The following is a 12,831-nucleotide window of genomic DNA, read 5'->3' as shown; positions in this document are numbered from 1 at the left end:
GACCGCGGCGAACGCCCATGTCCCCCGACCTCGCCGCCGTCCGGCGGGCCACGCTGATCGGCGGCACCGCCGTGCTGATGTGGGCGACGCTCGCTTTGCTCGCCACCTGGTCGCGCGCGATCCCGCCGTTCCAGCTGACCGGCATGGCCTTCGCCGTCGCCTTCCTGATCGGGCTCGGCTGGATGCTGCGGCAGGGCCGATCGCCGCTGGCCGCGGCCCGGCAACGGCCCGCCGTCTGGCTGCTCGGCATCGGCGGGCTGTTCGGCTATCACCTCGTCTTCTTCATGGCGCTGCGCCTGGCGCCGCCGGTCGAGGCCAACCTGATCAACTACGCCTGGCCGCTGCTGATCGTGCTGTTCTCCGCCCTGCTGCCGGGTGAGCGGCTGCGCTGGTGGCATGTCGCCGGGGCGGCGCTGGGGCTGCTCGGGGTCGTGGTGTTGATCGGAGGGCGGGGCGTGGCCTTCGACCCGCGCTTCGCCCTGGGCTATGGCGCGGCCATGCTGTCGGCGATGATCTGGGCCGGCTATTCGGTGCTGAGCCGGCGGATCGGCGCGGTGCCGACCGAGACCGTCGGCTGGTTCTGCGGCGGCACCGCCCTGCTGTCGCTGCTGTGCCACCTGGCGCTGGAGCAGACGGTGGTGCCGGACGCGGCCGGATGGGCGGCCGTTGCGGGGCTGGGCCTGGGGCCGGTCGGCCTCGCCTTCTTCGTCTGGGACCATGGGGTGAAGCGCGGCGACATCCGGGCGCTGGGCGCCTTCGCCTATGCCGCGCCGCTGCTGTCCACCCTGCTGCTGATCGCCTTCGGCCAGGGCGCCCTGACCCTGTCGGTCGGTGCCGCCTGCGCCCTGATCGTCGGCGGCGCGATCCTGGCCGGGCGCGACCTCTGGGCCCGGCGCGCCGCGGCGGCCTAGCTCAGATTGAGCATGGCGCCGGAGCGGCGGCGGGTCTCGCGCCACAGGATGTAGAGGCCGCTGCCGATCACGACCGCGGCGCCGGCCATGGTGACTGCGTCGACCGTGTCGCCGAACAGCACCAGCCCATACAGCAGTCCCCAGATCATCTGGCTGTACTGGAACGGCGTTACCGCGCTGGGCGGCGCCGAGTGCAGCGCCCGGATCAAGAGAATGTGCCCGGCGGCGCTGAGCCCCCCGCCGGCGGCGAGGCCGAGCAGGGCCAGCGCGTCGGGCGTGACCCAGACGAAGGGCAGGACGGCGCCGCCGCCCAGCACCATGGCCAGGAACAGGGTCGCCAGCTGGGCGGCGTCGCTCTCGCGCCGGCCGATCCGGCGCGACACGATCAGCGCCACCGAGAACAACAGCGGCGAGGCCAGCGCCGCGGCGTGGCCGGCGTCGACCGCGACCAGCCCCGGCCGCAGCATCACCAGGATGCCGAGGAAGCCGACGATCACCGCCGCCCAGCGGTGCCGCCCCACGGCTTCGCCCAGGAACGGCACCGACAGCGCGGTCACCAGGATCGGCGTGGCGAACAGGAGGGCGTAGACATCGGCCAGCGGCAGCCGGCCGAAGGCCCAGGCGGCGGAGATGGCCGAGGCGGTGATCAGGGCGCTGCGCAGCAGCGTCGCGCCGGGCAGGCGCGGCCGCAGCCGGTCCCAGCCGCCCGACCGCACGGCATGGCCGGCGGCCACCGGCAGGGCGAACAGGCCGAAGAAGAAGAACAGTTCGAAGGCGGTGATACCGCGGCTGCCGATCAGCCATTTCGAGATGGCGTCGCCGGCCGAGAAGCAGGCGAAGCCGGCGACGGCGCAGGCGATGCCGACCCCGATCCGGTCGGCGCCAAGGGCAAGGCTGGTCATGGACGATCCGCGGGCGGCAGTGATGCGGATGTCTTAGCAGAGGCAGGGGATGAAAGCCTTTGCAATCGGCGGGATCGGCGCTCGCTCTCTCGCATTGCCTCTCCCGCCACGCGGGAGAGGCAACGCAAAAGGACAGTCCCTTCTTGGCTCTCCTACCCCAACTCCGGCCGCCAGTCCGGTGGGGCCAGGGTGAAGCCTTCGAAGCGGAAGGCTGGGGCGACGACGCAGCTGACCAAAGTCCAGTCGCCGAGGCTGCGGGCGGCCTGCCAGTGCCCCTCCGGCACCACGCCCTGGAAGCGGTCGCCGGCCATCAGGTCGGGGCCGAGGCGCAGCACCTCGCCCGCCTGGCCGGTCTCGGCGATCGACAGCTCCAGCGGCGCGCCGGCCTGCCAGATCCAGATCTCCGGCGCATCGACCGCGTGCCAGTGCGAGACCTCGCCGGCCCGCAGCAGGAAGTGGATCAGCGAGGCCCGGCCGCGGCCGCCGGCCGGCGGCGGGTCGCGCCACAGCTCGACGTAGTGCCCACCCTCGGGGTGCGGCTGCATGCCGAGCCTGGCGATGATCGCCTCCGGCGTCAGCGCGGCGCTCATGCCTGGGCGATCGTCGCGATGTAGGACGGCCGCTCGGCGAAGCCCGCATGCCAGGCGGCGAGGCGCGGATGGGTCTCGCGCCAGCCCCAGTCGGCGAAGCGCAGGTCGAGATAGCCGAGGGCGCAGGCGGCGCCGATCGCGCCGATGGTCAGCGGCCCGTCGAGCTCCGCCGCATCGGCCTCCATCCGGTCGAGCGCGGTGCGGATCTTGGCCTTCTGGCGCTCGACCCAGGGCTCGCTGCGCCCACCCTCCTGGCGCAGCGTCAGCTCGTAGCGGATCAGCAGCGCCGCATCCATCAGCCCGTCGGCCAGGGCCTGCCAGCGCAGGGCCTGCCAGCGGGCCGGGCCCGAGGCCGGGAACAGCGTCGCCCCGTCATGCAGCGAGTCGAGATACTCGCAGATCACCGGGCTGTCGTAGAGCGGGCCGAACTCCGTCTCCAGCACCGGGATCTTGTTCAGCGGGTTGCGTGCCGACAGGCCGCTGGCCGAGTCCTCGGTGCTGGTCGGCACCACCTCGATCCGGTCCTGCAGGCCGGTCTCGATGGCGGCGATGCGGACCTTGCGGGCGAAGGGCGAGAACGGGCTGTAGAGGAGCTTCATGATCGTCCTGGTTGGAAATCGGCCGGCGAGGCGGTCAGGGCCTGTGACCATAGGTCAAGCCGCGGCTCCCGGCAAAACCATAGGACATCCGGAGGCAGGCCTCGGCGCGGCCGGGGACAGCAGGTCGAGATAAATTCGGCACGAAATGTCCCCTTAACCGAAACGTCACATGCTGCCTCTACAGTGCATTTTTTCGCCATCCAATCGAGGGGGAGGTGGCGTGCCTGCTTTCAGCCGCATTCGCCGGCCCGGTGTCACGCGCCGTCTCGCCATCATGGCATCGGCCGTCATCGCCGCCGCCGCCGTGATGACACTGGCTTCGACCCATGACGCGGCGGCGCAGCGCGTGCAGGGGTCGGGCTCGACCTTCGCCTTTCCGGTGATCAGTGCCTGGGCGAAGGGATTCCTGGAGTTCCGCTCCGGCGACGGCGATTTCCTGGTCGACGACCGCGGCATCGACTACGAGCCGATCGGCTCGCTCGGCGGGATCATGCGCCTGGCGCAGCCGGAGGTCGACTTCGCCGCCTCGGACGCGCCCCTTCCACCCGCGGACCTGGCCGCGCGCGGCTTGGCGCAGTTTCCGGTTGTCATCGGCGGGCTCGCCGCCGTGGTCAACCTGGACGGCATCCGGGCCGGCGAGCTGAAGCTCGGAGGGGATGTGCTCGCCGGGATCTATCTCGGCAGGATCACCCGTTGGAACGATCCGGCGATCGCCGCCCTCAATGACGGGGTTGCCCTGCCCGACCAGGCGATCGCGGTGCTGCACCGCGCCGACGGATCGGGGTCGACGCTGGTCTGGACGCGCTATCTGTCGGCCTCCAGCCCCGAATGGAAGGACCGCGTCGGCAGCGACACGCTGATCCGGTGGCCGGCCGGCGCCGGCGCCGAGGGCAGTTCGGGCATGCTCGACGCCGTCAAGCGGACCAAGGGTGCGATCGGCTATGTCGAGTTCGGCCAGGTCGGACGGGCCGGGCTGATCTTCGCGCAGCTCGGCAATGCCGGCGGCCGCTTCATCACGCCCAGCCCCGAGGCGTTCGCCGCGACGGCGGCCCGCGCCGCATGGGACCCGGCCAAGGGCTTCTACCTGCATCTGACCGACGCCGCCGAGCCGGATGCGTATCCGCTCACGGCCGCCACCTTCGTGCTGATGCACAAGACCCAGCGGTCGGCCGCGCGCACCCGGCGGACGCTCGCCTTCCTGGACTACGCGCTCGGACAAGGCGGCCCCCAGGCGACCGCCCTCGGCTATGTGGCGCTGCCGCCCGAGCTGGTCGACCGGGTCAAGGACTACTGGCGCGCCAACCTCCCCGGGGCGGAGGCTTTTTGAAACACCGGGCCGAAGAGGGAACAGGACGATGAACATCGATTATTTCCGCGAGATCATCGTCCCGGTGATCGGGGGCCTCGGCATATTCCTGCTCGGCCTCGAGTTCATGTCGAACGGCATCCAGGCGCTGGCCGTCAACCGGATGCGCGAATTGCTGGCCAAGTTCGCCGGAACGCCGGTGAAGGGTGTGCTGGCGGGCACGGTGATCACCGGCGTCCTGCAATCCTCGACGGCGATGACCGTCATGGTGGTCGGGCTGGTCAATGCGGGCGTCGTCGCCCTGCGTCCCGCCATCAGCGTGATCATGGGCGCCAATATCGGCACCACGCTCGGCAACGGGCTGATCGCCCTGCCGCTCGGCCCCCTCGGCCTGTTGTTCGCGGGCGTATCGGCCCTGATCTACGTGTTCGCGAAGGATGAGCGGGTCCGGAACATCGCGCTCGCCTGCATGGGGTTCGGCCTGATCTTCTACGGCCTGAACCTGATGACCGGCGGCCTCAAGCCCCTGCGCAACATGCCCGAGATCATGTCGCTGATCTCGAGCCTCAATGCGGAGGGCTTCCTGGGCCTGATCAGCTGCGTGCTGGTGGCCGCCCTGATCACGGCGCTGATCCACTCGTCATCCGCCACGATCGGCATCGTCATGGGCCTCGGCGCGGCCGGCATCCTCGAATGGCAGACGGCCGTCGCCTTCTCGCTCGGCGCCGATCTCGGCACCACGATCACGTCCTGGATGGCCTCGCTCAACCTCTCCAAGAACGCCAAGCGCGCGGCCTACGCCCACATCTCGTTCAACTTCCTGGGCGTCGCGGTGATGCTGCCGCTGTTCTTCCTCTCGATGCAGCTGCTCGAAGTCGCGATGCAGTGGTTCGGCGGCGATCCCGGCATCCCCGTCATCGTCGACGGCAAGGAGACCTTCCCGCTGGTGCCGGTGGCCATCGGCCTCTATTCGACGGCGTTCAACATCTTCAACACCCTGCTGCTGTTCCCCTTCACCGGGGCGTTCGAGAAATACCTGTCCCGTGTCGGCCATACCGAAGCCGACGACATCGAGGACTATTCGACGCCGAAATATCTCGATCGCGCCTTCTCGGGCGACCTGTTGAAGGCCGTCCCGGCCGTGCAGCAGGAGACGCTGCGCGACCTCGAGGCCGGCGCCGTGTTCCTCGACATCGCGCGCGGCGCCAAATCCGCCCCGAAGGACCCCGGCGAGCACTTCATCGCGGTCGACATCCTCAACCGCGATATCCGCGCCTATTCGGCCTCGCTGTTCCGGGAGGACATGCCCTACGACCAGCTCGACCTGGTGGCGAGCCTGATCGAGGAGGCCGATTTCACCGCCAGCCTCGCCGAATCGCTGCATCAGGTCGCGCGGCGCGTGAAGCGCGAGACCTTCGGCAAGCAGGCCCGGGAGATCGTCGACGCCGCGCTGCTGAAGCTCGACCACGCGATGCGGCAGATCATGCCGAACGGCGGCGTGAAGCCCCCCAGCATGCCGGCCGGCCATGTCACCATCCCCGCCGTCGAGGATCTGCGGACGCGGGTCCTGAACGCCGGCGCCGGCATCGGCGCGGTCGAGCGCGGCGCCCTGCTGGCCATCCTCGGCAGCGTCGAGCGGGCGGACCTCCTGATCAACCGGATCGACGCCGAGCGCAAATCGGTGAATCGCGCCGATGTGCTGGCCCGGATCACCTCGGCGGCGACGAGGGGGCAGGGCCGCTCCGGCTATGCCGAGCCTGAAGCGGTGCCGGCGCAGTAGCCTTTCAAAACCGGTCCTTGCGGCCGCGGATCTCGGCGAAGACGGCGACGGGATCTGCCCCGGCCATGCCGATCGCGGCCTGCAGCTCCGGCTTGTCGGCGCGCAGGAAGGGGTTGGCCAGCTTCTCGCGGCCGAGCTGGGCCGGAATGGTGGCGGCGCCGCTCTCGCGCGCGTCGTCGACATCCTCGGCATAGGCCTGCAGCACCGGGTTGGCGCTGTCGACCGTCAGCGCGAAGCGGGCGTTCGACTGGGTGTATTCATGGCCGCAATAGATCCGGGTGGTGTCCGGCAGCGCCCGCAGCTTCAGCAGGCTGGACCACATCTGCTCGGGCGTGCCCTCGAGCAGCCGGCCGCAGCCGAGGGCGAACAGGGTGTCGCCGCAGAACAGCACGCCGGCATCCTCGAACCAGAAGGCGATGTGGCCGGCGGTGTGGCCGGGCACATCGATCACGGAACCCCGGGCGGCGCCGACCATGACGTGGTCGCCCTCGGCCACGCCGCGGTCGAGGTCGGGGATGCGCGCCGATTCCGCCGCCGGCCCGACGATCGAGGCGCCGTAGCGCTTCGCCAACTCGTGGTTGCCGCCGACATGGTCGCCGTGATGGTGGGTGTTCAGGATCCAGTCCAGCCGGCCGCCCTTGGCCTCCAGCTTCGCGGCCACCGGGTCGGCCTCACCGGGATCGACCACCCCGATCATGCCGGTCGAATCATCCTCCAGCAGATAGGCGTAGTTGTCCTTCAGGACGGGAATCAGCGTGACGCGAAGCGAGGCCATGCGTCCTCCTGGATCAGCGGGATCGGGTCGGGGCAGCATAGCCGCTCCCGACCATGTCCGCGACCCAATCCCAATCAGAGCTCGATATCGGCCAGCGTTTCGATCAGCGTCACCCGCGGCAGGGCCTCGGCCACGCCGCGGCGGCCGCGCGCCGGGCGGACGGGCGCCGCCCGGTCGTCGGCCGCCTTGAGGTCGCCGAAATCGAGCCCGGTGCGGCTTTCCAGCTCCGCGATCGGCAGCTGGTACAGCCGGAACGGCTCCAGCCCCAGCACCTCGATCCGGTTCAAGAGGTCCTCCTGGGTCAGCAGGAAGGCCTTGGCCTTGAGCGCCCCGGCCTCGACATAGGCCACGATCTTCCAGAAGTCGCGCGGGATGGCGGTGTCGCGATAGACCGGGTCGTCGTCGCGGAACACCGGGCCGCCCAGCACCGAGACGCGGAGCTGCTCGACCTCCACCTCCTCCAGGATCGCGTTCTCCAGCAGGCCCCAGAGCCCGTTCAGCCCAGACTGGTTGTAGGCCTCGTGCTGCGGCGCGATGTTGGTGAAGTAGAAGGAGTCGCGGTTGGCCCGCGCCGCCTCTTCCGGCGGTCCCCAGACTAGGTCCTGGCGCCGAGCGATATGGCCGCGGTCGAGACGGTTGGAGGCGTAGAGCGCGTCGCCGGTCTGCCATTTCGCATCGACCAGCGGGTCGACCGTGAACTTCAGCCCGTTGCGGCTGAGCAGCCGGATCTGGCCGCCATCGACGTTCCAGGCCACCCAGCGGGCCAGGCGGCGCGACTTGCTGAGCACCAGCGAGAAATGGGTGTGGCGGATGATCGGAGAGCCGCCGGCCTTGGCGGCATCCGTCTCCTGCGCCTTCGACATCGTCGGCAGCGGCACGGGCTTGCCGGCCAGGAACTGCGGGTCGAAGCCGCCGCCGGTGGCGGCCGGCGCGGCCTGCGCCAGCTCCGGCGGGGTCGGCTCGATCTCCAGCTTCTTGAACACGGCGTCGGCGGTGCAGGCCAGCGCGAAGTCGCCCTCGCCGGCGTCGGCGCCATCGGCCTCGCCGCCGAAATGCAGGCCGAGCATGACGTCGGTCGGGTTGCCCTTGCCGTCGAGGCCGAGCCAGACCGAGCCGGAATCGCCGCCCTTGCTGATCTCGTTCTCCGCCGCCGGGCGGTCCGGGTCGGGGCCGATCTCGAAGCCGCCGATGCGCTTGGTGCCGACCCCGTCGCCATAGGACAGCTTCACCGTGGTCTCGATCCGGGTGACGATGCCCCAGGTGACGCCGGTGGTGCGGCCGGACTTCACCGCCCGGTCGCCGAGCTCCGGCCGGCCGAGCCGGGCGACCTGGACGCCGAGGTCGAGGATCTTCGGATCGATGCCGCGGCCCTCGATCCGGGCGATGGCGCAGTCGCCGGCGAGGCCGAGATGGCTGCGCACCAGCACGCCGCAACCGTTGCTCTCGACCCGGTTGTCGTCGAACGGCCCGGGCTGGACGATGGTGTCGCCCAGCCGGCCCTGCTCGCCCTGCAGCACGTGCCAGTTCGACAGGATGTGCGCCCGCCCCTCCTGCCGGTCATAGACGATGCAGCCGAGCGTGCCGGCCGTGCCCGCGGGATGGCTGACGCTGATGCCGGGCAGCAGCGGGTCATGCCGCAGCTTGCGCTCGTCCTTCACCACCTGCGGCACCAGTTGCCAGGACGGCTTGTAGCGGCGCTCGACCACGTCGGTCGGGATCGTGACGCCGTCGACGGTGATGCTGTTCGGCAGCGGCGGGATGCCCTCCTCCACCAGCCCGTGGGGCGCGATCTTGCGGCCGACGGTGAACTGGATGCACAGCTCGCCGGTCGGCTTGCCGCCTTCGATCTTCCGGCCGATGCCGACCGAGGTCACGTTGGGGTGGTCGAGATAGAGGTCCGCGGCCTCGCGGGCGGCCTGCTTCAGGCGTTCCGGGTCGATTCCACGAGGCTCGGTCTTGCGGGCCATGAAGCGACTCCTGAAATATCCTGTTGTGTGGCAGCCGGATTCGCGATGGCTCAAACCTGCCATCGATGCGTTATCCTATCGTGACTTTGCCCATAGGACGACGGGCGCCCATAGGACAACGGGCGGATGTACAGCGACGTCATCGATCTGCGCGAATTCTACGAGACCAGCCTGGGCCTGGTGGTGCGCCGCATGGTGCGCCGCCAGATCCGCATGCTGTGGCCGGACACGCAGGGCCAGATCATCCTCGGCCTGGGCTACGCCACGCCGTTCCTGCGGCCGTTCCTGGGCGAGGCCGAGCGGGTGATCGCCTGCATGCCGGCCGAGCAGGGCGTGGCCCATTGGCCGCCGGACGGCCGCGGCCTGGTGGCGCTGAGCGAGGAGACCGAGCTGCCGCTGCCCGACATGTCGGTCGACCGGGTGCTGCTGGTGCACGGGCTGGAGGCCACCGAGCAGCTGGGCGAGCTGATGCGCGAGATCTGGCGCGTCCTGAACGGCAGCGGCCGGCTGCTGGTGGTGGTGCCGAACCGGCGCAGCCTGTGGGCGCGGTCCGACCGCACCCCGTTCGGCCACGGCAAGCCCTATTCCTCGAACCAGCTGAACCAGATGCTGCGCCAGCACCAGTTCGTGCCGGAGCGGGTGGCCCGCGCCCTGTGGCTGCCGCCGACCCGGTCGCGCTTCCTGCTGTCCACCGCCCCGGTGTGGGAGGAGGTCGGCGCCCGCTGGTTCCAGCGCGTCGCCGGCACGGTGATGGTCGAGGCGTCGAAGCAGATCTACCAGCTGTCGCGCGGCAAGAAGCTGCGCGCCCGGCGGCCGGTGCTGGTGCCGGTCGGAGCGGCGCAGCCGGCCCTGGGCGTACGGCGCGAGGGCGAGGAGCAGCCGGGCTAGGCGGGCTGGGAAATCGGGACGGACATGTGCGGTCCGGGGTTGCGGCGTGTCGATCCCGGATAAGCGAAAGCCCACGTCCGAGATGCGTAAAACCCCAGATGTTTCCTTTGCTTTCGCCCCCTGCCCGTTCTACATCTGATCGCCCTCGACCCGGCAGGTTCCAGCCCGCTCCAGACGATGCCAGACACCCCCCAGACGCTCGACTCGTTGCGCCGGCAGATCGACGAGATCGACGAGGCGATTCATGACCTGATCATGCAGCGGGCCGGGGTGGTGCAGGACGTTGCCGTCGCCAAGAACGGCGACCCGCTGGCGATGCGGCCGGGCCGCGAGGCCGCGATCCTGCGCCGGCTGGCGGAACGGCACAGCGGCAGCTTCCCGCTGCCGGAGCTGACCCGGATCTGGCGCGAGCTGATCGCCGGCTGCACCCGCATGCAGGCCCCCTTCGCCGTCGCCGTGCACGCGCCCGAGGCCCGGGGCGAGCTGTGGGACCTGGCGCGCGACCATTACGGCAGCCACACCCCGACCACCGCGGTGGCCGGGCCGATGCAGGCGATCCGCGCCGTCTATGACGGCAGCGCCGCCGTGGCCGTGGTGCCGTGGCCGGTCGAGTCCGACGCCGACCCCTGGTGGCAGACGCTGCTGTCGGACGACCCGCGCACGCCGCGGATCGTCGGCAGCCTGCCCTTCGTGGTCACCGAGCGGCACCGCGACGAGCCGCTGGCCCTGGCGGTCGCCCATCTCGACCCCGAGCCGACCGGCGACGACCACGCCCTGGTCGCGGTCGAGGTCACCGGCGACATCAGCCGCAGCCGGCTGAAGCAGATCTTCGAGGCCGCCGGGCTGCCGCCGGTGGCGTTCTGGACCCGGCCGGCCCGCAGCGCCGAGGATTCCGCCGTCCATCTGGTCGACGTGGCCGGCTTCGTCGCCGTCGGCGACGCCAGGCTCGGCACCCTGGGCGGGCGGCTGGACGAGCTGGCCCCCCGCATCCGCCTGATCGGCGGCTTCGCCACCCCGATCGCCATCGGCCGCCGGAGCTGACAAGAGCCATGACGACCATCCAAGCCCCGCGCCCGCGTCCGGGCCTGCTCGACATCGACCCCTATGTCGGCGGCGAGGCCAAGGCGGTGCCGCATCCGCAGCTGGGCCGGCCGATCCGGCTGGCCTCGAACGAAGGCGCCTTCGGCCCGAGCCCGATGGCGACCGCGGCCTATCGCGAGCTGGGCGGCGAGATCCACCGCTATCCGGACGGCGGCTGCAGCGCCCTGCGCGAGGCGCTGGCCGCCCGCTTCGGCCTGGATGCGGAGCGCATCGTCGCCGGCGCCGGGTCGGACGAGCTGATCGCCCTTCTGGCCAAGAGCTATGCCGGGCCGGGCGACGAGGTGCTGTACAGCCGGCACGGCTTCCTGATGTACCCGATCGCGGCCAAGACGGTCGGCGCCACACCGATCGCGGCGCCCGAGGCGGACCTCAAGACCGATGTCGACGCGCTGCTGGCGCGGGTGACGCCGCGCACCCGCATCCTGTTCCTTGCCAACCCGAACAACCCGACCGGCTACCTGCTGCCGCAGGCCGAGGTCGAGCGGCTGCACGCCGCCCTGCCGCCGGATGTGATCCTGGCGCTGGACGCCGCCTATGCCGAATACATCGACGACCCGGAGTACAGCGCCGGCGCCGAGCTGGTCGACCGGGCCGGGAACGTCGTCATGCTGCGCACCTTCTCGAAGATCTACGGCCTGGGCGCGCTGCGGCTCGGCTGGGCCTATGCCTCGGCCGGCATCACCGACATCCTGCATCGCGCCCGCGGGCCGTTCAACGTCAGCGCCGCGGCGCAGGCGGCGGGCGTGGCCGCGCTGGCGGACGAGGCGTTCATCGAGAAGAGCCGCGCCCACAACGCCGAATGGCGGCGCTGGACCGCGGCGGAAGTGGAAAAGCTCGGCCTGTCGCCGCTGCCCTCGTCCGGCAACTTCCTGCTGGTCGATTTCGGTGATCGCGACGCCGAGGCGGCGCGGCTGCACCTGAAGGACAGCGGCATCCTGGTGCGCCAGATGAGCGGCTACGGCCTGCCCGGCTGCCTGCGCATCACCATCGGCACCGAGGAGGAGATGCGGGCGGTGGTCGCGGCACTGGCCGAGCATCTGCGCAGCCGATGAGCGCGCCGGCGACCGACACGGGCGCGCCGATTTTCCGGCGCCTGGCCCTGCTGGGCATCGGCCTGATCGGCTCCTCCGTCGCGCGCGCCGCCCGCAAGCACGGGCTGGCGGGCGAGATCGTCGGCCACGCCCGGCGCCAGGAGACCCGCGACGAGGCGATGGCGCTGGGCTTCCTCGACCGGGTCGAGGCCGACCCGGCCGCCGCCGTGGCCGGCGCAGACGCGGTGATGATCTGCGCCCCGATGGGCGCCTATGAGCAGCTGGCCAAGGCCATCGCCCCGGCCCTGGCGCCGGGCGCGGTGGTCACCGATGTCGGCTCGGTCAAGGGCATGGTGGCGAAGACCATCGCCCCCTATCTGCCGGCCGGGGTGCATCTGGTGCCCGGCCACCCGATCGCCGGCACCGAGCATTCCGGCCCCTCCGCCGGCTTCGCCGAGCTGTTCATCGACCGCTGGTGCGTGCTGACGCCGGAGCCGGGCGTCGACCCTGCCGCCGTTGCCAAGGTCGAGGCGCTGTGGCGCGGCATGGGCATGATGGTCGAGAAGATGACCGCCGAGCACCATGACCGGGTGCTGGCCATCACCTCGCACATCCCGCATCTGATCGCCTACACCATCGTCGGCACCGCCTCGGACATGGAAGAGGCGACCCAGGCCGAGGTGATCCGCTTCTCGGCCGGCGGCTTCCGGGATTTCACCCGCATCGCCGGCTCCGACCCGGTGATGTGGCGCGACGTGTTCCTGACCAACAAGGGCGCGGTGCTGGAGGTGCTGCAGCAGTTCACCGAGGATCTGGTGCGGCTGCAGCGCGCCATCCGCCGCGGCGAGGGCGACAAACTCGAGTCCTGGTTCACCCGCACCCGCGCCATCCGCCGCGGCGTCGTCGACGCCCATCAGGAGGAGATGGAGCCGGAGAAGGCGGCGCGGCTGACCAAGGAAGAGGACTGACCGGCCCTGCCGG

The 12,831-nt window shown here is 70.9% G+C and carries 12 protein-coding genes; 7 read left to right on the top strand and 5 right to left on the bottom strand.

Going from position 1 to position 12,831, the window contains the following annotated elements; genetic code table 11:
• Positions 1–17: 17 nt before the first annotated feature.
• Positions 18–911 (top strand): aromatic amino acid exporter YddG, encoded by an 894-nt coding sequence (gene yddG / locus ACTOWL_RS14060; protein ID WP_441321862.1) that lies wholly within the window; start codon positions 18–20, stop codon positions 909–911.
• On the opposite strand, the gene ACTOWL_RS14055 is transcribed toward yddG, so the two are convergent.
• The 3 genes from ACTOWL_RS14055 to ACTOWL_RS14045 form a co-directional block, all read right to left on the bottom strand.
• Positions 908–1,813 (bottom strand): DMT family transporter, encoded by a 906-nt coding sequence (locus tag ACTOWL_RS14055; RefSeq protein WP_441321861.1) that lies wholly within the window; start codon positions 1,811–1,813, stop codon positions 908–910. The genes yddG and ACTOWL_RS14055 overlap by 4 nt on opposite strands.
• 152 nt (positions 1,814–1,965) lie before the next feature.
• On the bottom strand, positions 1,966–2,403 hold the full coding sequence (locus ACTOWL_RS14050; protein ID WP_441321860.1) for a cupin domain-containing protein: 438 nt from the start codon (positions 2,401–2,403) through the stop codon (positions 1,966–1,968).
• Positions 2,400–3,002, bottom strand: coding sequence for a glutathione S-transferase (locus ACTOWL_RS14045; RefSeq protein WP_441321859.1), 603 nt, complete (start codon positions 3,000–3,002; stop codon positions 2,400–2,402). Before ACTOWL_RS14045 ends, ACTOWL_RS14050 begins: the two co-directional genes overlap by 4 nt.
• A gap of 220 nt (positions 3,003–3,222) precedes the next feature.
• Here ACTOWL_RS14045 and pstS point away from each other — a divergent pair, with 220 nt between their 5' ends.
• Positions 3,223–4,329: a phosphate ABC transporter substrate-binding protein PstS gene (gene pstS / locus ACTOWL_RS14040; protein ID WP_441321858.1), complete on the top strand. Its 1,107-nt coding sequence runs from the start codon at positions 3,223–3,225 to the stop codon at positions 4,327–4,329.
• 28 nt (positions 4,330–4,357) lie between these two features.
• Complete coding sequence (locus tag ACTOWL_RS14035; RefSeq protein WP_441321857.1) at positions 4,358–6,088, top strand: Na/Pi cotransporter family protein; 1,731 nt, start codon at positions 4,358–4,360, stop codon at positions 6,086–6,088.
• A 4-nt stretch (positions 6,089–6,092) separates the two neighbouring features.
• On the opposite strand, the gene gloB is transcribed toward ACTOWL_RS14035, so the two are convergent.
• Both gloB and ACTOWL_RS14025 read right to left on the bottom strand, forming a co-directional pair.
• Positions 6,093–6,863: a hydroxyacylglutathione hydrolase gene (gloB, locus tag ACTOWL_RS14030; RefSeq protein ID WP_441321856.1), complete on the bottom strand. Its 771-nt coding sequence runs from the start codon at positions 6,861–6,863 to the stop codon at positions 6,093–6,095.
• Positions 6,864–6,937: 74 nt separating this feature from the next.
• Complete coding sequence (locus ACTOWL_RS14025) at positions 6,938–8,830, bottom strand: DNA/RNA non-specific endonuclease (RefSeq protein WP_441321855.1); 1,893 nt, start codon at positions 8,828–8,830, stop codon at positions 6,938–6,940.
• Between the two features lie 126 nt (positions 8,831–8,956).
• Between ACTOWL_RS14025 and ACTOWL_RS14020 the strand changes: the two genes are divergently transcribed.
• From ACTOWL_RS14020 to ACTOWL_RS14005, 4 genes are all read left to right on the top strand, one after another.
• On the top strand, positions 8,957–9,718 hold the full coding sequence (locus ACTOWL_RS14020) for a class I SAM-dependent methyltransferase (protein ID WP_441321854.1): 762 nt from the start codon (positions 8,957–8,959) through the stop codon (positions 9,716–9,718).
• A 177-nt stretch (positions 9,719–9,895) separates the two neighbouring features.
• Positions 9,896–10,759, top strand: coding sequence for a chorismate mutase (locus tag ACTOWL_RS14015; RefSeq protein ID WP_441321853.1), 864 nt, complete (start codon positions 9,896–9,898; stop codon positions 10,757–10,759).
• An 8-nt stretch (positions 10,760–10,767) separates the two neighbouring features.
• Positions 10,768–11,871 (top strand): histidinol-phosphate transaminase, encoded by a 1,104-nt coding sequence (hisC, locus tag ACTOWL_RS14010; protein WP_441321852.1) that lies wholly within the window; start codon positions 10,768–10,770, stop codon positions 11,869–11,871.
• Complete coding sequence (locus tag ACTOWL_RS14005; RefSeq protein ID WP_441321851.1) at positions 11,868–12,818, top strand: prephenate/arogenate dehydrogenase family protein; 951 nt, start codon at positions 11,868–11,870, stop codon at positions 12,816–12,818. Before hisC ends, ACTOWL_RS14005 begins: the two co-directional genes overlap by 4 nt.
• Positions 12,819–12,831 lie beyond the last annotated feature (13 nt).

This window comes from Inquilinus sp. CA228, from assembly GCF_052078665.1.
Taxonomy (GTDB): domain Bacteria; phylum Pseudomonadota; class Alphaproteobacteria; order DSM-16000; family Inquilinaceae; genus Inquilinus.
Note: the sequence above shows the minus strand (reverse complement) of the source record. Positions and strands in the feature narration are given on the sequence as shown.